At 73.2% G+C, this 21,542-nt stretch carries 20 protein-coding genes; 16 read left to right on the top strand and 4 right to left on the bottom strand.

Going from position 1 to position 21,542, the window contains the following annotated elements:
• The first annotated feature begins 86 nt into the window (after nt 1-86).
• Nucleotides 87-977 carry a universal stress protein gene (locus tag DMP15_RS20820; protein ID WP_073574018.1) on the top strand — a complete coding sequence of 297 codons (891 nt, stop codon included), beginning with the start codon at nt 87-89 and terminating at the stop codon, nt 975-977.
• Nucleotides 974-1,897, top strand: coding sequence for a universal stress protein (locus DMP15_RS20815; protein WP_073574017.1), 924 nt, complete (start codon nt 974-976; stop codon nt 1,895-1,897). The genes DMP15_RS20820 and DMP15_RS20815 overlap by 4 nt, the downstream gene beginning before the upstream one ends.
• A gap of 142 nt (nt 1,898-2,039) precedes the next feature.
• On the opposite strand, the gene DMP15_RS20810 is transcribed toward DMP15_RS20815, so the two are convergent.
• Entirely contained in the window at nt 2,040-2,792 is a 753-nt protein-coding gene (locus tag DMP15_RS20810; RefSeq protein ID WP_073574016.1) for an IclR family transcriptional regulator, read from the bottom strand.
• Nucleotides 2,793-2,979: 187 nt separating this feature from the next.
• Here DMP15_RS20810 and DMP15_RS20805 point away from each other — a divergent pair, with 187 nt between their 5' ends.
• The 5 genes from DMP15_RS20805 (at nt 2,980) to DMP15_RS20785 (ending at nt 8,167) form a co-directional block, all read left to right on the top strand.
• Nucleotides 2,980-3,999, top strand: coding sequence for an alcohol dehydrogenase catalytic domain-containing protein (locus DMP15_RS20805; RefSeq protein WP_161151469.1), 1,020 nt, complete (start codon nt 2,980-2,982; stop codon nt 3,997-3,999).
• A 25-nt stretch (nt 4,000-4,024) separates the two neighbouring features.
• A complete protein-coding gene (locus tag DMP15_RS20800; RefSeq protein WP_073574015.1) occupies nt 4,025-5,314 on the top strand; it encodes a Rieske 2Fe-2S domain-containing protein in 1,290 nt (429 codons plus the stop codon).
• Nucleotides 5,315-5,342: 28 nt separating this feature from the next.
• Complete coding sequence (locus DMP15_RS20795; protein ID WP_139282683.1) at nt 5,343-5,840, top strand: hypothetical protein; 498 nt, start codon at nt 5,343-5,345, stop codon at nt 5,838-5,840.
• Nucleotides 5,837-6,811 (top strand): PDR/VanB family oxidoreductase, encoded by a 975-nt coding sequence (locus tag DMP15_RS20790; RefSeq protein WP_337826336.1) that lies wholly within the window; start codon nt 5,837-5,839, stop codon nt 6,809-6,811. Before DMP15_RS20795 ends, DMP15_RS20790 begins: the two co-directional genes overlap by 4 nt.
• Nucleotides 6,812-6,886: 75 nt before the next feature.
• A complete protein-coding gene (locus DMP15_RS20785; protein WP_174565840.1) occupies nt 6,887-8,167 on the top strand; it encodes an MFS transporter in 1,281 nt (426 codons plus the stop codon).
• A 118-nt stretch (nt 8,168-8,285) separates the two neighbouring features.
• Here DMP15_RS20785 and DMP15_RS20780 read toward each other — a convergent pair whose 3' ends face one another.
• Together DMP15_RS20780 and DMP15_RS20775 are read right to left on the bottom strand one after the other, a co-directional pair.
• A complete protein-coding gene (locus DMP15_RS20780; protein ID WP_337826335.1) occupies nt 8,286-9,638 on the bottom strand; it encodes an MFS transporter in 1,353 nt (450 codons plus the stop codon).
• Between the two features lie 153 nt (nt 9,639-9,791).
• On the bottom strand, nt 9,792-10,409 hold the full coding sequence (locus DMP15_RS20775) for a TetR/AcrR family transcriptional regulator (RefSeq protein ID WP_100880164.1): 618 nt from the start codon (nt 10,407-10,409) through the stop codon (nt 9,792-9,794).
• 150 nt (nt 10,410-10,559) lie between these two features.
• On the opposite strand from DMP15_RS20775, the gene DMP15_RS20770 reads away from it, so the two are divergent.
• Genes DMP15_RS20770 through DMP15_RS20745 form a run of 6 tightly spaced genes read left to right on the top strand, consistent with a single transcriptional unit; the run spans nt 10,560 to nt 17,079 of the window.
• A complete protein-coding gene (locus DMP15_RS20770) occupies nt 10,560-11,456 on the top strand; it encodes a hypothetical protein (RefSeq protein ID WP_337826334.1) in 897 nt (298 codons plus the stop codon).
• Nucleotides 11,453-12,274 carry an alpha/beta fold hydrolase gene (locus tag DMP15_RS20765; RefSeq protein ID WP_073574008.1) on the top strand — a complete coding sequence of 274 codons (822 nt, stop codon included), beginning with the start codon at nt 11,453-11,455 and terminating at the stop codon, nt 12,272-12,274. The genes DMP15_RS20770 and DMP15_RS20765 overlap by 4 nt, the downstream gene beginning before the upstream one ends.
• Nucleotides 12,271-13,917: an AMP-binding protein gene (locus DMP15_RS20760; RefSeq protein ID WP_337826333.1), complete on the top strand. Its 1,647-nt coding sequence runs from the start codon at nt 12,271-12,273 to the stop codon at nt 13,915-13,917. The genes DMP15_RS20765 and DMP15_RS20760 overlap by 4 nt, the downstream gene beginning before the upstream one ends.
• On the top strand, nt 13,914-15,134 hold the full coding sequence (locus DMP15_RS20755; RefSeq protein ID WP_337826332.1) for an acetyl-CoA C-acetyltransferase: 1,221 nt from the start codon (nt 13,914-13,916) through the stop codon (nt 15,132-15,134). Before DMP15_RS20760 ends, DMP15_RS20755 begins: the two co-directional genes overlap by 4 nt.
• The gene (locus DMP15_RS20750; protein WP_161152090.1) at nt 15,131-15,925 is read left to right on the top strand and encodes an NAD(P)H-dependent oxidoreductase; all 795 of its coding nucleotides are present in this window, start codon (nt 15,131-15,133) and stop codon (nt 15,923-15,925) included. The genes DMP15_RS20755 and DMP15_RS20750 overlap by 4 nt, the downstream gene beginning before the upstream one ends.
• A complete protein-coding gene (locus tag DMP15_RS20745) occupies nt 15,922-17,079 on the top strand; it encodes an acyl-CoA dehydrogenase family protein (RefSeq protein WP_073574004.1) in 1,158 nt (385 codons plus the stop codon). The genes DMP15_RS20750 and DMP15_RS20745 overlap by 4 nt, the downstream gene beginning before the upstream one ends.
• A 175-nt stretch (nt 17,080-17,254) precedes the next feature.
• On the opposite strand, the gene DMP15_RS20740 is transcribed toward DMP15_RS20745, so the two are convergent.
• On the bottom strand, nt 17,255-18,547 hold the full coding sequence (locus DMP15_RS20740; RefSeq protein WP_253067187.1) for an ROK family transcriptional regulator: 1,293 nt from the start codon (nt 18,545-18,547) through the stop codon (nt 17,255-17,257).
• Between the two features lie 130 nt (nt 18,548-18,677).
• On the opposite strand from DMP15_RS20740, the gene DMP15_RS20735 reads away from it, so the two are divergent.
• From DMP15_RS20735 to DMP15_RS20725, 3 genes are read left to right on the top strand one after another with little or no spacing between them, the layout of a single operon-like run.
• Nucleotides 18,678-19,535 carry a sugar phosphate isomerase/epimerase family protein gene (locus DMP15_RS20735; RefSeq protein ID WP_337826331.1) on the top strand — a complete coding sequence of 286 codons (858 nt, stop codon included), beginning with the start codon at nt 18,678-18,680 and terminating at the stop codon, nt 19,533-19,535.
• A gap of 14 nt (nt 19,536-19,549) precedes the next feature.
• On the top strand, nt 19,550-20,593 hold the full coding sequence (locus tag DMP15_RS20730) for a Gfo/Idh/MocA family protein (protein WP_161152089.1): 1,044 nt from the start codon (nt 19,550-19,552) through the stop codon (nt 20,591-20,593).
• Nucleotides 20,590-21,510, top strand: a complete 921-nt coding sequence (locus tag DMP15_RS20725; RefSeq protein WP_337826330.1) for a sugar phosphate isomerase/epimerase family protein — start codon at nt 20,590-20,592, stop codon at nt 21,508-21,510. Before DMP15_RS20730 ends, DMP15_RS20725 begins: the two co-directional genes overlap by 4 nt.
• Nucleotides 21,511-21,542: the final 32 nt, after the last annotated feature.

The raw sequence follows: 21,542 nt of genomic DNA, 5'->3' as shown, positions 1-21,542 counted from the left end.
GCCCTCCGGCCCGGCCGCGGGGGCCCTTCGGCCGGGGCGCGGACGGCGGGCAGTGGGCCAGCCTGGGGGACGAGGGAGGGAGCCCGATGAACGATGCGAACGAGTCCCCCGAAGTCGTCGGTGTCGACGGGTCGGAGTCCGCGCTGAAGGCGGTGCGGTGGGCGGCCCGGGACGCGGCCGCGGCCGGACGCCCCCTGCGCCTGGTCGCGGTGGCCACGGACCCGCCGCTGCTTGCCGACGCCGGACCCCAGGTGTGGGCCGAGCTGAGGGCGGCCACCGTCGCGGCGGCCGAGGACCACCTCCGGGCGGCGGCCGCGGCGGTGGCCCCGCTCCTGCCCCCCGAGCGGGTCGGGACCGTCGTCCGGGACGGGAGACCGGCCGCGGTGCTCGCCGACGAGTCACGGCACGCCGCGGCCGTCGTGGTCGGCAACCGCGGACGAGGTGGCTTCCGCGGTCTGCTGCTGGGGTCGACGGGTGTCGCACTGACCGCGTCGGCGCACTGCCCGCTCGTCGTCGTACGGGGGAACGAGGCCGCCGACGGCCCCGTCGTCGTCGGGGTGGACGGGTCGGACGGCTCCGAGGCGGCACTCGCCTACGCCGTCGAGACGGCCGCGCAGCGGCGGACCGCACTGGTCGCCGTACGGGCCTGGGGGGAACCGGCCATGGATCCGGCGGTCGCGGTGCTGCTCGACACGGTGGAGCTGCGCCGCGCGCAGGCCGAGGAGCTGGAGCAGGCGGTGGCGGCGCTGCGCGAGAAGTACCCGGACGTACCGGTCACGACGCACGTGACCCACGGCTCGCCCGCGGCGGCCCTGAAGGGGGCCTCGGCCGAGGCGGGGATGGTCGTCGTCGGTGCGCGTGGACGGGGAGGTCTCGCCGGTCTCGTCCTGGGCTCGGTCGCCCAGTCCCTGGTGCACCACGCCGCCTGCCCGGTGGCCGTCGTCCGTCCCGAGGTCTCCCGGCGGGTGGCGGGATGACGGGTCCGGCGGCGGCCGGCCCCCGCGTGCTGGTCGGGTTCGACGGGTCGCCTGCCGCGATCGCCGCACTGGGGGTGGCCGCCGACCTGCTGCCCGGCGCCGACGCGACCGTGCTGCACCTGTGGACGCCACCCTTCGCCGGGGACGTCCTGCGACGCCGGCTCGTCGACCGGGCCCGCACCGTCGACGAGCTGATGGGGCTCGTCGAGCAGGAGGGTGCCGCCGAGGCCCAACGGGTGGCACGGCTCGGCTGCGTCGTCGCCCGGGCGGAGGGGTGGACGGCCACGGCGCGGGTGGCACGCAGCTACGGCGGCGACGGCCTGCGCTTCGCGGCCGTGGCCCAGGAGAGCGGTGCGGACCTGGTGCTCGTCGGGGCCCGCGGCCTGAGCGGCGTCTCCGCGGTGCTGGACAGCACGACCGACCTCGTCGTCCAGCACAGCCCCGTTCCGGTGCTCGTCGTGCCGTTCCCGATGCTCGTCGACGAACGCGAGCGGGCCCGGACGGGGCCGGTGGTCGTCGGGTGGGACGGGTCGCCGGGGGCGGCGCAGGCGCTGCACGAGGCCGAGGCGCTGCTCCCCGGACGGCCCCGGGTCGCCGTCGTCGTCGGCGACGACGATCGGGGCGCGGTGCCGCTCGACGGCGACGGCCGCGGGGTGACCCTGCGGCGGGTGCCGGCCCCGCACCCGGTGCCCGGCCCGGCGCGGGCGACCGCCCGCGCCCTGGCCGAGGCGGCCCGTCGGGAGGCGGCGTCGGTCGTCGTGGTGGGGTCTCGGGGGCGGTCCACCTGGCGGACGGAGCTGCTCGGGAGCACGGCGCTGGCCGTGCTGCGGCGTACCCACGTCCCGGTGCTGGTGGTTCCGGCGGCGGCACGGGTCACCTGCGGTGCCGAGCCGGTCGGGTCGGGCGCGGAGAGCAGCTGAACCGCTCGGCCCGCCCCGCCGGGGCCAGGTCTCCGTCGCCCGCGGGGCGGTCCGCACCCGCAGCGCCGCCTCGGCCCCGGGTGGAGCGCCCGATGGTCAGGAACCCCGCGCGCTGCGGGACGGTCTCGGCGACGGCGGGGACTCAGCGCCCGAGCGCGTCCGATGCCGCCGAGGCGGCGTCACGGACCATCTGGATGATCTCGGTGCGGCGGACCTCGTCGACCCGGAACGCCGGGCACGGCGCAGAGATCGCGGCGACGACGTGCCCGTCCTCGTACACCGCTGCAGCAGGTGCCCAGACCCCCTCGTCGATCTCCTCGTTGCTGACCGACCACCCGCGTGCCACGTCGCGTTCGACGTCGTCGAGGAAGACCTCCGGTCCGTTCACCGGGGGCAGCGCGCCGGACTCCAGCGCCTGGTCCAGATAACGCCGACGGTCCTCCGGAGCGAGGGATCCGAGGAGCAGGCGGACGCTCGCGCCGCGGAGGGCCGGCAGCAGCTGGCCCGGCTCGAAGGACAGTCTGAACCGGCTCGGCGTCTCGATCCTGTGGATGCAGACCGGGGCGCCCTGGACCAGCCGCATCAACAGCACCGACTCCCCGATCCGCTCGGAGAGCCCTCGCATCAGCGGCTCCACGGTGTCCACGATCGGGGCGGCCCGGCGCGCAGACCGCCCGAGGGCGGCCACCCGCATCGACAGGTGGTAACGCCCCCGCGACGCCTCTTCCAGCAACCCCATGTCCCGCAGCAGTGAGACGTAGCGATGCACGGACGGGACCGGGATCGCCAGGGTCTCGGCGAGTTCGCGCACGGATAGCACCGGTCGTTGCTCGGTGAAGGCGAACAGCACCTCCAGAGCCCTCCGGCCGCTGTCTGCGCCTCGTGCCGCAGCCATCGTCGTTCCCTCCGTTGACGCCCGTCGGGTGGCGCCCTAGTGTCTGTATCGTCAGATGATAACAAAATATCACACAGCGATAGTAAGGGCAAACATGGGTCTCAGCGAGGTGACACGGTTCCTGCCCGCCACGGCTCGCGCGAGCGTCGCCGTGCCCGGCGGCGGCTGCGAAGTGCAGGAGCTGCCCGTGCCCACACCCGGCCCGGACTCCGGCTGGCTGCGGGTCGCCGCGTCGGGGGTCTGCGGCACCGACGTCGCGCTGCAGGCCAGGGGAGTCGCCGAGCCGACGGTTCTCGGTCACCACGTGGTCGGGGCGATCGCCGCGGTCGGGGAGAGGGCCGCCGGGCGCTGGGAGGTCGGGTCGGGGTCCCGTGTGGTGGTCGAGGAGTACCTGCCGTGCGGTGCCTGCCCGACGTGTCGTACCGGGCCGTACCGGCTCTGTCCCGAGACCGACATCTGGGGTGGTGGCCGCCGGATCGGGACCGTGCCGGTCGCCGAGGCCCCTGGTCTGTTCGGCGGCAACGCCGAGTACCTCCACCTCCCCGCCAACGCCGTCCTGCACCACCTGCCGGACGCACTCGGCGACGAGCTGGCGACCTGGGTGCTGCCCTATGCCAACGCCCTCGACTGGACGCTCGGTGCGGGCCGGCTGCGCTCCGGCGAGACCGTGGTCGTCCTCGGCCCCGGATACCACGGTGTGGCGGTCGCGGCGGCCGCGCTGGCCGGGGGAGCGGAGCGCGTGATCGTCACCGGACTGCCCTGTGACGCCGAACGGCTGGGCATCGTCGAGACTCTCGGCGCGGTCCCGGTCGTCACCGACGACCCGGCCCGGCTCGAGAGCGAACGCCCTGATCTGGTGGTGGACACCACCGGGGGCGCTCCCGGTGTCGTCGATCCCGCGATGGGGCTGCTCGGCCACGGCGGCCGTCTCGTCCTGACCTCACCCAAGTCGCCCGCAGCGGTCCCGGTCGACACCGCCCTCATGATCCGTCGCGGCGTCTCGGTGCACGGGGTCCGCGGGCGCTCGCCGGAGGCGGTCGGAGCCGCGATCGCAGCCCTGGCCGGCGGCGACTCCCGGCTGGATCGGGTCCCCGTCGCCACGGTCCCTCTCGACGGTGTCGGGGACATGCTGGCCCGGCTCGCCCTCGGCGACGGGCCGCGATCCCCGCACGTCCTTGTCCGTCCCCACCACCACACGACGTCCTGACACCCGGCTGGAAGGAACCACCACCGTGCTGACGCGCGAGCAGAACGAACGACTTATCCGGACCGACCGGGGCACCGAGATGGGTGACCTGCTACGTCGCTACTGGATCCCGGCGTTGCTGACCGAGGAGCTCCCGGAGCCGGACTGCCCCCCGGTGCGGGTGCAGCTGCTCGGGGAACGCCTGATCGCATTCCGGGACAGCGAGGGCAGGCTCGGCCTGCTCGACGAGTTCTGCAGCCACCGGACGGCATCACTGTTCTTCGGTCGCAACGAGGAATGCGGCCTGCGGTGCGCCTACCACGGCTGGAAGTACGACGTCGACGGAAACTGTGTGGACATGCCTTCGGAGCCGCCCGAGAGCAGGTTCCGGGAGAAGATCAAGCAGAAGGCTTATCCGTGCATCGAGCGCGGCGGGGTCGTGTGGACCTACATGGGCCCGGCCGAGCACCGACCCGACCTCCCCGAACTGGAATGGGCGATGTTGCCCGGCTCCCAGGTGTTCGTGTCCAAGCGCCTGCAGGAGACCAACTACATGCAGGCCATGGAGGGAGGCATCGACTCCAGCCACGTGTCGTTCGCGCACCGCTTCAACATGGACGACGACCCCATGCACGCCGGCACCGAGGGCCTGACCTACCTCAAGGCCGACACCCGACCGAAGTTCGAGGTCATCGAGTCCAACGGCGGTCTGCTGATCGGAGCCCGCCGTAACGTCGACGACGAGCGCTACTACTGGCGCATCACCCAGTGGATCATGCCGTGGTACACGATCATCCCTCCGTTCGGGACTCACAACCCGCTGGGCGCCCACGCCTGGGTACCGATCGACGACGAGACCTGCTGGGCGTGGAGCATCAACTACCACCCCACCCGCGACCTGCGTGACGACGAGCTGGAGTCGATGCGCCGCGGCGACGGGATCCACTCCCGCAACATCCCGGGTACCTTCCGCACGGTCGCGAACAGGTCCAACGACTACCTCATCGACCGTGAGGCCCAGCGCGCGAAGCGCAGCTTCTCCGGCGTCGAGGGCATCGCGGCCCAGGACTTCTCCCTGCAGGAGAGCATGGGCCCGATCGTGGACCGCACTAAGGAGCGTCTGGGCACCAGCGACGCCGCGATCATCCTGGCTCGCCGGCGCCTTCTCGCAGCCGCCGAGGACGCCGCCGGAAACACCGCGGACCTGCCCGGCGACGACGCCGAGCACCACAGGGTCCGGTCCGCCTCGGTGCTGCTGCCGAAGTCGGTCCCCTTCCAGGAAGGTGCGCAGGACGCCCTCGTCGTGAAGCCCGGTCAGGACTTCGTCTCCATCTGACCTGTCCCCGGAAAGGAGGGTCGTGCCGATGGCGCCGATCCCCACCCGACGGTCCTACGAAGCGGCCGTTCTGCTGGTTCCGCTCGATCACACCGCCCGGCTCTGGGTCGACGGTCGCGACGACCTCGAGCTCGCCGGCATCACCGTGGCCGGCTCGCAACCGGCCACGGCGTGCACGGACGGGGCCGGCTCCGACACGGGCGGACCACCGGTGGGCAACCCGCTCGAGCACACCGTGCACGCCACCGACGTGGTCGTGTTCCTCACCCACGACCTCGCCCGGGTCGACCGCGACTCGGTCACCCGGATCGGCGACGCCACCAGGGCGAACGGGGTCCTCCTCGGGGCGGTCATCGTGAGACCCGGTGCCCGATGGGACGAGCCGGAGGCGGAACGGTCGGCGACCACGATCCGCGAGGCCGCCGACAGCGTCGTCGTTCTCGGCGACACCCGGTTCACCGTACCCTTCCTTCAGGTCCTGCGCGGCGGTGCCCGTGACGGCGAACCTGCAGGGACACAGTCGTGAACAGCGACGATACGTTCGACGTCCTCGTGACGCAGGCTCGCCACGAAGCGAACGGTGTGCTGTCGCTGCGACTGCGCGGCGCCATCCCCCTCCCGGCCTGGACGGCGGGTTCCCACGTCGATCTGACGCTGCCGTCGGGGCTGGTCCGCCAGTACTCGCTGTGCGGCGACACCGCCGACCCGGACTACACCGTGGCCGTACTCCACGAGGCGGACGGGCGCGGCGGTTCCGCGGAGATCCACACCACCGGCCTGGTCGGGAGACGTCTGCAGATCCGCGGACCCCGTAACCGATTCGTTCTCGGACCGGCCACCTCCTACGTGTTCGTCGCGGGTGGCATCGGGATCACCCCGCTGCTCGCGATGATCCGCACCGCCGTCGACGACGGAACGCCCTGGACGCTGCACTACGGCGGCCGGCGGGCGGACACGCTCGCGTTCACCGAGGAGGTGCAGCGGCTCGCGGGCGTGTCGGCAGGAGCGGTCTCCCTGCACAGTGACGACGTCGACGGTCCGCTACCACTTGCGGAGATCCTCGCCGCCGCTCCCGCCGGCGCTGCCGTCTACAGCTGCGGGCCACCCGGCATGCTGCGAGCTCTCGCCGACGTCGCGGAAGCCTCCCGTCCCGAGCTGCCGGTCCGCATCGAACGCTTCGTCGCCGACCCGGGCCCCGACCGTGCGACGGACCCGGTCGCAGACCCGGCCGGCGCCTTCGAGGTCGTGCTGGCCTCCACCGGCGAGACAGTCCCGGTTGCAGCGGGCCGATCGATCCTCGATGCCGTGCGCACGGTCCGCCCCGACGTCATGGCCTCCTGCGAGGAGGGATTCTGTGGGACCTGCGAGACACAGGTCCTCGACGGAACCCCAGTCCACCGGGACACGATCCTGTCCCCACGGGAACGCGCCCGCGGCACCTCGATGATGATCTGTGTCGGCAGCTGCTCGTCGCCACGACTCGTGCTCGACCTCTGATCACGGCCGCACCGTGACCGCACAGCTGAACGCGGCGCCGTGTTCCGCCCCCACTCCCACCACGGAGGCTCAACGATGAGCACTGTCCCTGTCAGCCCGGCGGGCACGGCGACACTGTCGCCCTACCGCTGGGTGGTCCTGTTCGCCTGCTGGCTCTCGTTCACCCTGACGTCGGTCGATCGCTCGACCTGGGGTCCGGCGTCGGTCTTCGTCGGTGAGGATCTGGCCGTTCCGCTTGCCAGCCTCGGTGTCTTCGCCACGGCCTACTACGTCGGCTACGTCATCTCGAACGCGCTCGGCGGGGTCGGGACCGACCGACTCGGCGGGCGCTGGATGCTGTCCATCTCGCTGTTCGGCGCCGGCGCGTTCATGACGCTGTTCGGCTCCACCACCTCGGCCACGGTCGGTATCGCGGTCCAGGCCCTGGTCGGTCTCTTCGCCGGGGCCGACTACTCGGCCGGAATCCGGCTTGTGGCCAGTTGGTTCCCCTCGACCCAGCTCGGGCTGCCGATGGGCATCTTCGTCACCGCCACATCACTGGGCACCGCGATCGCCAATTCCGTCGTCCCGGCGATGATCGCCTGGCACGGCTGGGGCACCTCGTACCACTTCTTCGGCGTCGTCTCGATGGTGCTCGCCGTACTGCTCTTCTTCATCCTGCGACCGGGCCCGATGCTCGACCCGGCCGCGGCGGAGGTGCCCCTCGCGAAGGGGCAGCGGTCGGACTCGAGCTGGATCGCGATGCTTGCCAACCGCAACCTGGTACTGACCGCGATCGCAGGCTTCGGCGGGTTCTGGGGGCTCTACGGGTTCATCACCTGGGCCAATGCACTCATGATCAAGGGGCACGGCATCACGCCCGGCACCGCCGGAGCAGTCGTGGCGATCTTCGCGATCACCGCGGTCGTCGTGAAGCCGATCGTCGGCTTCGTCAGCGACCGGTTCTACGGTGGCGCCCGCCGCATGCCCGCCGTCCTCATCCTGGTCCTGTTCGTCGTCACGCTGCTCGTCTTCGGCAACCTCACCTCCGCGACGGCCTTCCTCTGGCTCGCACCGCTGCTGGGCGCCGCCGCCTACGGCTGGACGACGCTGCTCGTGGCGCTGGTGCCGCGGCTGGTGCCCAGTGCCGTCACCGGTACCGCGTCCGGGTTCGCCAACGCGTTCTGGCAGCTCGGCAGCGTCATCGTCCCGCTGGCGGTCGGCGGAGCCTTCGCCGCCACCGGCTCTTTCACCGTCGCGTTCCTGACCCTCGCCGCCGGGCCGGCACTGGGTGCGCTGGTCATGCTCGCGGTCCGGGAGCAACGCCCTGATCCTGCCGGTGTCACCACCGTGGCGCGGCGGGAACGCCTGAACTGACGGAGGGCCACGTCGTGCCGGACCTGAGCAGGCACTGCGGGTCGTAGCGAGACCGGGCGAGCCCGACGAGCCTCGGCGCCGGGTCGTGCGCGGTGGGCCCGGAAGCCGGGCGGAGCGCTCAGCCAGAGGCGGCGACGGTTCCGGCCGCCTCGGCGTCGGAGGTCTCGTAGAGGTCGCGGCGGTAGCGCTCCTTCAGCGTCACCACCGCGACGAAGGTGACCACGGCCGTGGCGATGATGTAGAGCGCGACCGACCAGGAGGCACCCGTGCCCGCCAGCAACGCGGTCATGATGAACGGGGCGAGACCGCCGGCGAACACCGAGGCGAACTGGTAGCCCAGCGAGGCACCCGAGTAGCGGACGTCCGCCGGGAACATCTCGGCGTACAGGGTGGCCTGGGGGCCGTACATCGTCGCGTGGATGGTGAACCCGACCAGCAGGGCGAGGAACACCAGCGGCAGCGAGCCGGTGTCGATCAGCAGGAACATCGGGAAGGCCCAGACCGCCATCAGCACCGTGCCGGTGAGGTAGAGCTTCTTCCGCGAGCCCATCCGGTCGGTCAGACCGCCGAAGAACGGCATCGACACGACCTGTGTCAGGCCCGCGCCCATGACGCACCACAGGATCGCCGACCGGGACATGCCGACCTGTGTGGTGGCGTAGCTCAGCATCCCGCTGATCAGGATGTAGAAGGTGGCGTTGACGACGAAGAACGCGCCCGCGGCCTGGAGGATCTCGCGCCAGTAGTGCCGCACGGCCTGGACGAGCGGTGCCTTGCGCAGTCCGGCGTCGCGCCGGGACTCCGCCGACCGTTGCTGCAGGTCGTGGAACACCGGGGTGTCCTCGATCTTGAGCTGCACGTAGGCGCCGATCAGGACCAGGGCGAGGCCGGAGAGGAACGGGACGCGCCAACCCCAGGCGATGAACTGCTCCTCGGACAGGATGGTGGTCAGCAGGAGGAAGAAGAGGTTGCCCGCGACCGCTCCTGCGATGGCGCCGGTCTGCACGAGCGACCCGTAGAACCCGCGCCGTTCGACCGGGGCGTGCTCGGTGAGCAGCAGCGCGGCGCCGCCCCACTGGGCGCCGACGCCCAGGCCCTGGACCAGGCGGGCGACCACCAGCAGGATCGGTGCCCAGATCCCGATGGTCGCGTACCCGGGCAGGACGCCGATCGCGAACGTCGCCACGCCCATCAGCAGCATGGCGGCGACCAGCGGGGGCTTGCGGCCGAAGCGGTCGCCGACGTGCCCGGCGATGATGCCGCCGAGCGGTCGCGCGACGAAGCCGACGGCGAACGTCGCGAAGGAGGCCAGGGTGCCGGCCACCGGGCTGACCGAGGGGAAGAACAGGTGCCCGAACACGAGGGCGGCGGCCGTGGCGTAGATGAGGAAGTCGAACCATTCGAGCGCGGTGGCGAAGACCGCCGCGGCAGCGAGCCGGCCCATCTTCTTCGGGGGAGCGTGCTGGTCCATCCGGGTCCACCTCCAGGCCGCAACGGTGCGGCGGTGAGGGTGCCGGAGAACGAGGGGCTCCGACACGAGTACGAACGATCGTTCTTAAGACGCTAGCGACTCGGGTCACAGCGGACAAGAGGCATCTCGCCGGGTCGCCCCCCGCGGCGGGCGTCAGTGCGTGAGGGGGGCCTCGAGCAGGGCGAGGGCGTAGCGCGCGTACTGCTCGGCGAGCTGGCCGCGGCCCAGTGCGCCGTCCGGGCGGTACCAGCTCGCGATCGCCGCGACGGCACCGAGGATCGTGCGTGCCGCGTCGGTGGCGTAGGGCGTGCGGAAGGCTCCGTCGGCGACGCCCTGGGCGACGATGCGCTCGAAGGCGTCCTGGGTGGCGTCCCGGTCCTCCACCAGTGCGGCGCGGTCCTCGGGGTCGAGGTAGCGGAGCTCGTTGGTCGCCACCAGGGTCGCCGTCTGGTGTTCGACGACGAACCCGACGTGCGCGCGGACCGCCTCGCGCATGCGGGACGGGGCGTCGTCGCCGGCCAGCTCCACGGCCGACAGGACGCGGCTGCGCAACTCGGCGTTGGCGTGTTGCAGCGCCGCGGCGAGCAGCTTCGACTTCGACGGGAAGTAGTTGTAGAGGTTGGACAGGCTGGTCTCGGCGCCGCGGGCCACGTCGCGCATCGAGGCGCCGTTGAAGCCCTGGGTGCCGAAGGCGTGGATCGCGGCGTTGAGGATCGCGGCCTCGTTCCGCCGCCCCGTCTCGGCGACCAGGGTCGGGGAACGGTCGTTCATGTCGCTCACGGTAGCGCACCCGCTACGGCGCTCCTGCTCTTGACGGGCCGGGAAGCTGCTGATTGCATGGCAGGCGTAAGAACGTTCGTTCGTGTCGTCGCGAGCTCGTCGGGTACGACGATCGCGACGGCCCGTCGGAGAGGACGGTCGATGAGCACCAGTGCCACCACCGGGTCGCCGGTGTACGCCGGTGGGCCCGGGGCAGGGGCGGCCGCGCCCCACTTCGAGGACTTCGAGGTCGGGCAGGTCTACACCGGCCCGGCACGGAGCTTCTCCGCGGCGGTGGTCGCGGCCTTCGCCGAGGTCAGCGGGGACCGGGCCGCGCTGCACACCGAGCACGGCCGGTCCGCCGACGGCCGCCCGCTGGTCCACGGTCCGCTGGGCCTGGCCGGCTTCTTCGGCTGGCACCACGAGCGCGGCCTGTCGGGGCACGTCGAGGCGGCGTTCGACACGCACTGGGAGTTCGTGGCGCCGATCCACGTCGGCGACTCGGTCACCTACGAGATGACGGTGACCCGCACCCGTCGCACGTCGGCACTGCGCAACGGTGTCGTCGGCAGGCACGTGGTGGTCCGCAACCAGCACGACGAGATCGTGCAGGTGGGCCGGTCGGCTGCGCTGGTCACGGCGCGCGAGGCGGTCGACGACCGCCGCGCCCGGCTCGGCCGGTCCTTCCCGTCCGTGGAGTGGGCGCGGGCACTGGCCCCCGCGCTCGGCGAGTCGGCCGCGTTCACCCGGGCCACCGGCACCTGGGACGGCACCCTCGGCCTGCGCCTCGGCGGCGACCTGGTGGTGTTCCGTGTCTACAAGGGACGGGTGCTCGAGGCCGGGACCCGGACACCGGACGGGCCGACGTTCGTCGTCTCCGCGCCCGACGTCGTGTGGGCCGGGCTGCTGACCGGTCCGCGGAACGACTTCACCGAGCGGACCCTGCGCGACGAGTTCGAGGTCGAGGGCAGTGCCTACGAGTACCTGCGGCTGACCGCGGCGGTCGTCGCGCTGGTCGACGAGGCGCGGGCGTTCGCCCGCACGGAGGGGACACGATGAGGGCCGACTACGTCGAGGTGGGCGGGACCCGCGCCTTCGTGCTGGAGGAGGGCGCGGGGCGGCCGGTGCTGTGCCTGCACACGGCGGGTCAGAACGGTGTGCAGTGGCGGGAGGTCCAGCCGCGGCTCGCCGAGCTGGGCTACCGGGTGGTGGTCCCGGACCTGCCGGGGCACGGTCGCTCGGAGCCCGCCCCCGGCGGCCCGGTGCGGGACCTGGGTGTCTACGCCCAGTGGTGCGAGGAGCTCATGGACCGGCTCGGGATGGACCGGCCCTTCGTGGTGGGTTGTTCCATCGGGGGCGCCATCACCCTGCAGCTCGCGGTGCGCCGCGGCGAGCGCCTGGCCGGCGCCGTCGCGCTGGCGGCGCACGGCGGCACCGACTCGACGATGCTGAGCGTGCGCGGGCTGGAACGTGAGCTGGTCGACTCGGCCGCGCCCAGCCGGTCGGACCGGACCTACTTCGGGACGCTCGCCGTCGTCGGGCGGCGGGTGGCGGCCGAGCGGGCGGAGCTGATCGCGCGCATGCACCGCCGCGAGGACCCCGAGATCTCCACCAGCGACCTCATCGGCTGGGCCACCCACGACGTGCTGGCGGAGCTCGACGGCGTGGCCTGCCCGACCCACCTCGTCGTCGGGGACGACGACCTGTGGCTCGACCCCGCGGACGTCCGGCGCGCCGCCGAGCTCATCCCGGACTCCCGCTACACCCTGCTGGAGGGCATCGGGCACTACCCGATGGAGGAGGTCGAGGGCTTCGCCGACGTCCTGCACGGCTGGCTCGGTGAGCTGGGCGCCCGCGAGAGCCGGGGTGCCGCATGACCGGCCACACGACCACCCTGGCCGACCTGCTGGCCGACACCGCCGCGGCCGCCCCGGAGAGCACCGTGGTCATCGACGGCGGGCCCGCGCCGCGCCGCGTCACCCGGGCGGAGCTGGTCGCACGCGTCCTCACGTTGCGCGAGGACCTGCGGGCCCACGGCGTCGGCGAGGGCGACTGCGTGGGCGTATGGCTGCCGAACTGGTCCGAGTCGCTGGTGGCGCAGTTCGCCGCGGCCGCGCTCGGCGCCCACGTCATCGGCATCAACACCCGTTACGGCGTGGCGGACGTCGCGCACGTCCTGGACCGGGCCCGGCCGCGGGTGGTGCTGATCGCCCACGACTTCCTCGGCCTGGACCTGCGGGCGAGGCTGCGCGAGGCGGTCGCCGAGGCGGACGTGCCCGCCCCCGGCATCGCCGTCGTGACCGGACCCGGCCGCCCGCCCGCGGACCAGGCCGCCGCCGCGACCTACGACGTCGGCGCGGGGGCCTGGGTGCCGAGCCCGCCGCCGGGTGCGGCCGACCCGCAGGCGCTGCGCGGCACCCGGGACGCCCTGGCCGTGGCGTTCACGACCTCCGGCTCGACGGGTATGCCGAAGCTCGCTGCCCACCTCGGCAGCGGCGTGGCCAGCCACGCCCGGAACGTCGCCGCCGCGGGCGGCTGGGACGCGGAGTCGGTCAGCCTGGTCGTGCTGCCGCTGTCCGGGGTCTTCGGCTACGTCCCGGCGCTCGCCGCGATCGCCGCTGGCGGGGCGGCGCTGCTGGAGCCCACGTTCGACGACGACCTGGTCGTGGCCCACATGGGCGAGTTCGGGGTGACGCACCTGGCCTGCGCGGACGACGTGGCCGGGCGGCTGATGGAGAGCCACCGCGCCCACGGCGGCGACCTGTCCGCGTGCCGCCGCCTGCTCATCGGGGACTTCTACGGCAAGTCGATCCAGGTCGCGGAATGGGCCGAGAAGGAGACCGGCACCCCGACCATGGGGATCTTCGGCTCCAGCGAGCTGTTCTCGCTGCTGTCGTTCTGGCTCGAGCACGACCCGGCGCCCGCGCGCTGGCGGGCGGGCGGTCGACCCGTGTCCCCGGACATCGAGGTGCGCGCCGTCGACCCGGCCACGGGCGGGCCGCCGCCCGCGGGCGAGCCCGGTGAGCTGCAGTTCCGCGGCTACGCCGTGGTCGACGGCTACCTCGGCGACACCGACGGTGCGATCCGCGCGCGCTCGTTCACCGCCGACGGCTGGTTCCGCTCCGGCGACCTGGGCACGGTCCACCCGGACGGCGCGTTCGACTACGCGGGCCGGATGGGCGACTCGTTCCGGCTGCGCGGCTTCCTCGTGGAGCCCGCCGAGATCGAGATCCGCCTGGCCGAGCACCCGGACGTGGCCCGGAGCAAGGTCGTCGGCGTCACCGTGGACGGGGACACCAGGGCCGTCGCGTTCGTCGAGGCCGTGCCCGGCACCACCCCGGACCCGGCCGCGCTGCGGGCCTGGTGTGCCCAGGCCCTCGCGACGTTCAAGGTGCCCGACTCCGTGCACCTCGTCGAGCAGATGCCGACCACCGTCGGCACCAACGGTTCCAAGATCAAGGCTGCCGCGCTGCGCGAGCTCGCGGCGCGGCTGTACAGCAGCACGGAGGTCCCGACGTGAGCCCGTCCGATGTGGTCGTCTGCGACCCGGTGCGCACGCCGGTCGGCGTCGACGGCGGGGTGTTCGCCACCCTGACCGCCGCGGACCTGGCCACCCAGGCCCTGCGGGGGCTGATCGCCCGGACCGGGCTGGAGGAGGGCGACGTCGACGACGTCGTGCTCGGCTACTGCTACCCGACGAGCGAGGCGCCCGCCATCGGCCGGGTCGCCGCCCTGAACGCGGGCCTCGGCGTCGGCGTGGCCGGCATGCAGCTCGACCGCCGCTGCGGCTCCGGGCTGCAGGCCGTCCTCCAGGCGGCGCTCACCGTCGGGCAGGGCTGGGCGGACCTGGTCGTCGCCGGCGGTGTCGAGGCGATGAGCCAGGCCGAGTACTACGCGCTGGGCCTGCAGGAAGGGATCCGCGGCGACGAGCTGCGGATGGTCAACCGGATCACCCGGGGCCGCACCACCGCGGGCGGGGTGCACTTCCCGGTCCCCGGCGGCATGCTCGAGACCGCCGAGAACCTGCGCGCCGAGTACGCGATCAGCCGCACCGAGCAGGACGAGTTCGCGCTCCGGTCGCAGCAGAAGGCCGTCGCGGCGACGAAGGAGGGCCGGTTCGCCGAGGAGATCGTGCCGGTCACGGTGCCCGGCACCCGCCGCACGCCGGAGACCGTGGTGACCCTCGACGAGCACCCGCGCGCCGGTCTCACCCTGGACGACCTGGCGCGGCTGCGGCCGGTCCGCCGCCACGAGGACCCGGACGCCACGGTGACCGCGGGCAACGCCTGCGGGCAGAGCGACGGGGCGTCGGTCTGTGTGGTGACCACCGCCGCGCGGGCGGCCGAGCTGGGCCTCACCCCGTTCCTCCGCATCGTGACCTCCGCGCTGGCCGGGGTGCCGCCGCGGACGATGGGGATCGGGCCGGTGCCCGCGGTCGCCACGGCGCTCCAGCGCGCCGAGCTGGAGTGGGCGGACATCGACCTGATCGAGGTCAACGAGGCGTTCGCGGCCCAGGTCATCGCCTGCCTGCGGGAATGGGGACTCCCCTCGGACGAGCCGCGGCTCAACGTGAACGGCTCGGGGATCTCCCTCGGTCACCCCGCAGGCGCCACCGGCTGCCGGATCCTCACCACCCTGGCGTACGAGATGCGTCGCCGCGGGAGCCGCTACGGCCTGGAGACGATGTGCATGGGCGGCGGCCAGGGCCTGGCCGCGATCGTCGAGCTCGTGGCGTGAAGGTCCTCTGGGTCCTCGCCCACCCCGAGCCCCGCTCGCTGAACGGTGCGTTGAAGGACGCGGGCGTCGCCGCGCTCGAGCGGGCCGGGCACGAGGTCGTCGTCTCCGACCTGCACGCCATGGCCTGGAACCCGGTGGTCACGGCGGCGGACTACGGCCACGACCCGGACGAGCGGTTCCGGGTCGGGCCGGTGTCGGCCCAGGCCCGCACCGCCGGGACGCTGAGCGCGGACGTGCGCGCCGAGCAGGACAAGGTCGCGGCCGCCGACACGCTCGTCGTCCAGTTCCCGCTGTGGTGGTACGGCATGCCCGCGATCCTCAAGGGCTGGTTCGACCGCGTGTTCCTCAAGGGCTTCGCCTACGGCGTCGTCGATCCCGACCACCCCGGCCGCACGCTGCGCTACGGCGAGGGCCCGCTCGCCGGCAAGCGGGCCCTCGTCCTGACCACCGTCGGCGGGCGCGGACCGGACCTCGGACCCCGCGGCGTCCACGGGCACCTCGAGGAGCTGCTCTTCCCCCTGCAGCACGGCACCCTGTTCTACGTGGGCTACGAGGTCCTGCCGCCCGTCGTCGTCACGGGCGCGAACCGGGTGTCCGACGACGAGTTCGCCACGGCCGCGAGGGAGCTGTGCGAGCGGGTGCTCGCCGTCCCGCACACGACCCCGCTCCCGTTCCGCAGGCAGAACGGCGGGGACTACGACGACGACCTCGTCCTGCGCGACCACCTCGCCCCCGGCCGGGCCGGGCTCGGGATCCACCGGCGCGATCGACCCACGGAGACGGAGAGATGACCGAACCGTTCCTCACCGAGGACCGCCTGGCGATCCAGGCGATGGCCCGCGAGTTCGCGATGAAGGAGGTCCTGCCCGTCGCCAACGAGCTCGACCCCGAGCACGGCGAGATCCCGATGGCCCTGCGGGAGAAGATGGCCGGGCTGGGCTTCTTCGGCATCCTCATCCCGGAGGAGTACGGCGGGCTCGGCCTGGGCCTGTCCGAGTACGCGATCATCGTCGAGGAGCTGGCCCGCGCCTGGATGAGCGTGGCCAGCCTGATCGCCCGCGGGCAGCAGTTCACCGCCGGCTTCGACGCCGACCAGCGCGCCCGCTACCTGCCCGCCATGGCGCGCGGCGAGTTCCTCAGCGCGTTCGCGTTGTCCGAGGCCGAGGCGGGCTCCGACGTCGCCAACCTGAGCTGCCGCGCCGTCCCGGACGGCGAGGGCTGGCGGATCACCGGTCAGAAGATGTGGTGCACCTTCGCCGACGGCTCGGACTATCTGCAGGTCTTCGCGCGGACCGAGCCCGTCGACCCGGCGCACCGCTCGCGCGGGGTGACCTGCTTCCTCATGCCCAAGCAACGAGGCACCCTGCCCGAGGGCGTCACCGGCACCCCGGTCCGCAAGATCGGGTACCACGGCTGGAGGACCTGGGAGCTCGCCTTCGACGGCGCCTGGGCGAGCGAGATCGTCGGCGAACCGGGCAAGGGCTTCCGCATCGCCATGGGTGACCTCGACACCGCCCGCATCCACACCGCGGCCCGCGCGATCGGGCTGGCCCGCGGGGCGCTGGAGGACTCGATCGCCTACGCCGGTGAGCGGGTCCAGTTCGGCCGCCCGATCGGCGTCAACCAGGCGCTGCGGTTCACGATCGCCGACATGGCGGCGCAGGTCGAGGCCGCGCGGGCCCTGATGTACCAGGTGTGCACCGCGGTCGACGCCGGCCGGCCCAGCCCGACGCAGGCCTCGATGGTCAAGCTCGTGGCCTCCGAGATGGCCGAGCGGGTGACCAGCGAGGGCCTGCAGATCCACGGCGGCGCCGGCTACACCACCGACTTCCCGGCCGAACGCTACTGGCGGGACGCGCGGCTCACCACGATCTTCGAGGGGACGTCGGAGATCCAGCTGCGGATCATCTCCGACGCTCTGCTGGGGAGGACCGACCGTGCCTGAGACGCACCGCTCCTGAGACACACCGCCCGTCGTCCCTCCGCCGCGGCAACCGGATCGGTGGGGCACGCCCACCGATGCACGACGCCCGGTTCGCCATCAGACTGCGCGGTGGGCCAGGGCGCGAGCCGCGGGCCCCGACGGTTCGGCGCCGGCTGGGCCGTGGACCGCTGTCCCGTCAGGCGTCTGCGCGCGAGCTCGGATGCAGCCCAGGCATCCCGGCGGGGCTGCCGTGCGGGATCCACCGGGCCAGCAGGTCCCGGCCGAACAGCTCGTCGACGACCATGCAGCCCGCTCCGGTCGGGCCCGCTCGTTCGCCCAGCGACGCCCGCGCGATCTGCAGGTCGCGGGTGGCCAGCGGCAGAGACCGGCGGTAGACCGACTGGCGAACCCCGGCCAACAGCAGATCGCCGGAGGTCCCGACCCGGCCGCCGAGCAGGATCGTCGACGGGTTGAAGAAGTTGACGATGGCCGCCACGGTGTCGCCGACCAGGCGACCGGCACGCGACAACAGCTCGACCGCGACCCGATCGCCGAACTCGGCGGCGCGCACGACGTCGTCGGACGTGATCTCGCCCGCCTTCGCCAGCCGCTCGGTCAGGTGCTCCCCCCGGTTGTCCAGGGCGGCCGCCGTCGCATCCCGGGCCAGTGCGGCGCCGCCCGCGAACGCCTCCAGGCAGCCGACGTTGCCGCAACGGCACACCACCTGCTCCGCGCCGGGGACCGATCCGGTCAACCCGACGTGTCCGATGTCGCCCGCCGAGCCCTGCGCACCGCGGTGCAGCCGTCCGCCGGAGATCAGTCCCGCCCCGATCCCGGTACCGATCTTGACCAGGACCAGGTCCGGGGATCCGACCCCCCGGCCCGCCCGGTACTCGCCCAGCGCCATCAGGTTGACCTCGTTGTCCACGAACGCGGGCGCGTCGTAGCGGGTGGCCAGCCGGTCGCGGACCGGGTAGCCGTCCCAGCCCGGCATGATCGGTGGCGCCACCGGACGGCCGGAGGCGAACTCGACGGGGCCCGGCACCCCCAGACCGACGCCCCAGACGGCGGGAGCGCCCCGGTCGGCGAGCAGCTCGTCGAACAGGCTCTCCACCCGGCTCAGGCTGGCCTCCGGCCCGGTGGCGATGTCCCAGGCGCGACTCCGGTGGTCGACCAGACGTCCGCTCAGGTCGGCCACACCGGCGTCGAATCCGGTCACCCCGAGCGAGGCCACCAGCAGCACCCCCGCATCGGCACGGAAGCGCAGCTCGCGCGGCGCTCGGCCGCCGGTGGACGTGCCGAGGTCGCCTTCGGTCACCAGACCCGCTGCCTCCAGCTGCCCGAGCCGCTGCGAGACGACCGTGCGCCCCAGCCCGGAGCGACGGGCCAGCTCCGGACGTGTGCGCGCGCCGCCGGAACGAACCAGGTCGAGCACGGTGACCAGCGTGTCCAGCTGGTCCGGCGCGACCCCTTGCACGGACGGTCCCACTCGGCGACCTCCTCGTTTCGCCTCGGCCAGGCTTCCGAGGATAGTCCATTGACTTCTGTGTAGATCAAACTTTACTGTCATCGCATCGATCGCAAGTGCGGCGCCGTGGCCGCACCGAAGGAGGTGGGTCGTGCGTCTCGGCTATCACTCGATCACCTGGGGCGGCGTCACTGGCGCCGCGGCCGGGGTGACCAGCGTCAAGGACCTCGTCTACCGGGTCCCCGGAGACATGGACCGGGCGCTGCGCGAGATCTCCGCCGCCGGCTACCGGGGCGTCGAGATGTTCGACGGGAACGTGCGCGAGTTCGCCGAGGTCCGCGACGACCACCCCGGCTCACTGCACCGGCTGCTCGACGAGACCGGGCTGTCGCTGGTCGGGGTCTACACGGGCGGGAACTTCGTCTACCCCGAGATCCTGCCCGACGAACTGCACCGGGTGCGCCGGGCCGCTGAGGACGCCGCCCGGTTCGGCGCGGCACAGCTGGTGGTCGGTGGCGGTGCGCCGCGAGCGCAGGGGATCGCCGACGGCGACCACGACCGGCTCGCCCGGGCCCTCGACACGGTCGCCGGGATCGCGGCGGAACACGGCCTGTCCGCCTGCTACCACCCGCACCTGGGCACGATCGGCCAGTCCCCGGAACAGATCGAGGCCGTGTTCTCCCGGTCCACGATCGGCTTCTGCCCGGACACCGCCCACCTGGCCGCCGGTGGTGGCGACCCGGCCGCGCTGATCCGTCGCCACGCGGACCGGATCCGGCACGTGCACCTCAAGGACCTCGGGGCCGACGGTGCGACGTTCCTGCCGCTCGGCCGCGGCGTGCTCGACCTGGACGGTGTGCTCGCCGCCGTCGCCGAGGTCGACTACGACGACTGGCTGGTCGTCGAGCTGGACTCCTACGACGGCGACCCGGCCGAGGCGGCACGGATCAGCCGCGCCTGGCTCGACGGCGCGCTGGACCGGGCCGGGCTGACCGTGACGACGAGTTGAGACAGGAGCAACCGATGGCGGACAGGCTCCGCGCCGGGATCATCGGCGCCGGGTTCATCGGCGGCGTGCACGCACACGCCGTCCGGGCGGCCGGGGGCGAGGTGACCCGCGTCGCGGCCTCGCGCCCCGACCGGTCGGAGGAGGCCGCCGTCCGCCTCGGTGCCCGCACCGCGGCCGTGAGCGGCGACGCCCTGATCGACGCCGACGACGTCGACGTGGTGCACGTGTGCTCCCCGAACTCCACCCACGTCGCCCTGGCCCGCCGGGCGCTGGCCGCGGGCAAGACGGTGGTCTGCGAGAAGCCGCTCGCGACGACGCTGGACGACGCGCGGGCGCTGGTCGCCGCGGCCCGAGGCCGGGTCGCGACGGTGCCCTTCGTCTACCGCTTCCACCCCGCGGCCCGGGAGATCCGGGCCCGGGTCCACGCGGGCGGGGCCGGGCCGCTGCACCTGCTGCACGGTGCCTACCTCCAGGACTGGCAGGCGGCCGGAGCGCCGGCCGGATGGCGCGGCGACGCCGCCGAGGGCGGCGCGCACCGTGCGTTCGCCGACGTCGGTGTGCACTGGTGCGACCTGGTCGAGTTCACCAGCGGGCACCGGATCACCCGCCTGCTCGCCGCGACCGCGGGCGGGGGCACGGCCAGCACCGTCCAGTTCGAGACCGACAGCGGCGCCACCGGCTCGGTCGTGGTCAGCCAGACCGCGCTCGGCCGGCGCAACGCGCTGCGCATCTCCCTCGACGGCGAGCGGGCGGCCTACCGCTTCGACCAGGAGTCGCCCGAACAGCTGTGGATCGGTGACCGCGACGGCGACCGGGTGCTGCACCGCGGCGCGCCCGCGTACTCGCCGGCCGCGGCACGGTACTCACTGCTCCCGCCCGGCCACCCGCAGGGCTACCAGGACTGCTTCAACGCGTTCGTGGCCGACACCTACTCCGCGGTCCACGGCGATGCACCGGACGGGCTGCCCACGTTCGCCGACGGCCTGCGTGCTGCCGCACTGACCGACGCGGTGATCCGCTCGTCGGAGTCCTCGACCTGGGTGGAGGTGCCCTCGTGAAACTCGGAATGCTCACCGCCTGTCTGCCCGACCGGCCGCTGGACGAGATCGCCCGATGGGCCGCGGGAGCGGGCTACGAGGCCCTCGAGGTGGCGGCCTGGCCGGCGATCGGCGACCGGCCGTTCACCGCCAGCCACCTCGACGTCGCCGCGTTCGGCGAGCGCGAGGCCGACACCACGCGCGCGCTGTTCGACGAGCACGGTCTGACGCTGAGCTCGCTGGCGTTCTACGACAACAACCTGCACCCCGACCCGGCCGAACGCGCCGCCGTGCACGCCCACCTCGCGGCCTGCATCGACGCCGCCGCGCTGCTCGGCTGCCCGACCGTCGGGACGTTCGTCGGGCGCCATCCCGGCCGGACGGTGGCGGAGAACCTGCGCGACGCCGAGGAGATCTTCCCACCGCTGGTGGAGCGGGCCGGCGAACACGGCGTCAAGCTGATCGTCGAGAACTGCGTGATGGAGGGCTGGCACCCGGACGGCTACCCGGGCAACCTCGCTTACTCCCCGGAGCTGTGGGAGTGGATGTTCTCGCTCGGGCTCTACCTCAACTACGACCCCAGCCACCTGGTGTGGATGGGCATCGACCCGGTCGAGGCCCTGCGTCCCTACGTCGACAGGATCCCGCACGCCCAGGCCAAGGACATCCAGCTCTTCCCGGAGCGGCGCCACCGCTACGGCTGGCCGGGCAAGGCCGTGCGGCGCGAGGACCCGTTCGACGTCGGCTGGTGGCGTTACCGCGTGCCCGGACTCGGCGACGTGGACTGGCGCCGGGTCGTCGACACCCTCTACGAGGGCGGCTTCGACGGCGTGCTCTCGGTCGAGCACGAGGACCCGGTCTGGGGCGGCACCGAGGACCGGATCCACACCGGCCTGGAGGTCGCCCACCGCACCCTGCGGCCGCTGATCGTGGCCTGAGTCGCTCGGCGGGGCCCGGCCGGGCCCCGCCT

The sequence above is a fragment of the Pseudonocardia sp. UM4_GMWB1 genome (assembly GCF_017312155.1).
Taxonomy (GTDB): Bacteria; Actinomycetota; Actinomycetes; order Mycobacteriales; family Pseudonocardiaceae; genus Pseudonocardia; species Pseudonocardia alni.
This window is presented reverse-complemented; position numbering and strand designations above follow the sequence as displayed.

Bases quoted from the DNA above. Each gene is read 5' to 3' on its own strand.
- DMP15_RS20820 (WP_073574018.1), top strand. From the start codon at position 87: ATGAACGATGCGAACGAGTCCCCCGAAGTCGTCGGTGTCGACGGGTCG.
- DMP15_RS20815 (WP_073574017.1), top strand. From the start codon at position 974: ATGACGGGTCCGGCGGCGGCCGGCCCCCGCGTGCTGGTCGGGTTCGAC.
- DMP15_RS20810 (WP_073574016.1), bottom strand. From the start codon at position 2,792: ATGGCTGCGGCACGAGGCGCAGACAGCGGCCGGAGGGCTCTGGAGGTG.
- DMP15_RS20795 (WP_139282683.1), top strand. From the start codon at position 5,343: ATGGCGCCGATCCCCACCCGACGGTCCTACGAAGCGGCCGTTCTGCTG.
- DMP15_RS20785 (WP_174565840.1), top strand. From the start codon at position 6,887: ATGAGCACTGTCCCTGTCAGCCCGGCGGGCACGGCGACACTGTCGCCC.
- DMP15_RS20780 (WP_337826335.1), bottom strand. From the start codon at position 9,638: ATGGACCAGCACGCTCCCCCGAAGAAGATGGGCCGGCTCGCTGCCGCG.
- DMP15_RS20775 (WP_100880164.1), bottom strand. From the start codon at position 10,409: ATGAACGACCGTTCCCCGACCCTGGTCGCCGAGACGGGGCGGCGGAAC.
- DMP15_RS20770 (WP_337826334.1), top strand. From the start codon at position 10,560: ATGAGCACCAGTGCCACCACCGGGTCGCCGGTGTACGCCGGTGGGCCC.
- DMP15_RS20765 (WP_073574008.1), top strand. From the start codon at position 11,453: ATGAGGGCCGACTACGTCGAGGTGGGCGGGACCCGCGCCTTCGTGCTG.
- DMP15_RS20760 (WP_337826333.1), top strand. From the start codon at position 12,271: ATGACCGGCCACACGACCACCCTGGCCGACCTGCTGGCCGACACCGCC.
- DMP15_RS20745 (WP_073574004.1), top strand. From the start codon at position 15,922: ATGACCGAACCGTTCCTCACCGAGGACCGCCTGGCGATCCAGGCGATG.
- DMP15_RS20730 (WP_161152089.1), top strand. From the start codon at position 19,550: ATGGCGGACAGGCTCCGCGCCGGGATCATCGGCGCCGGGTTCATCGGC.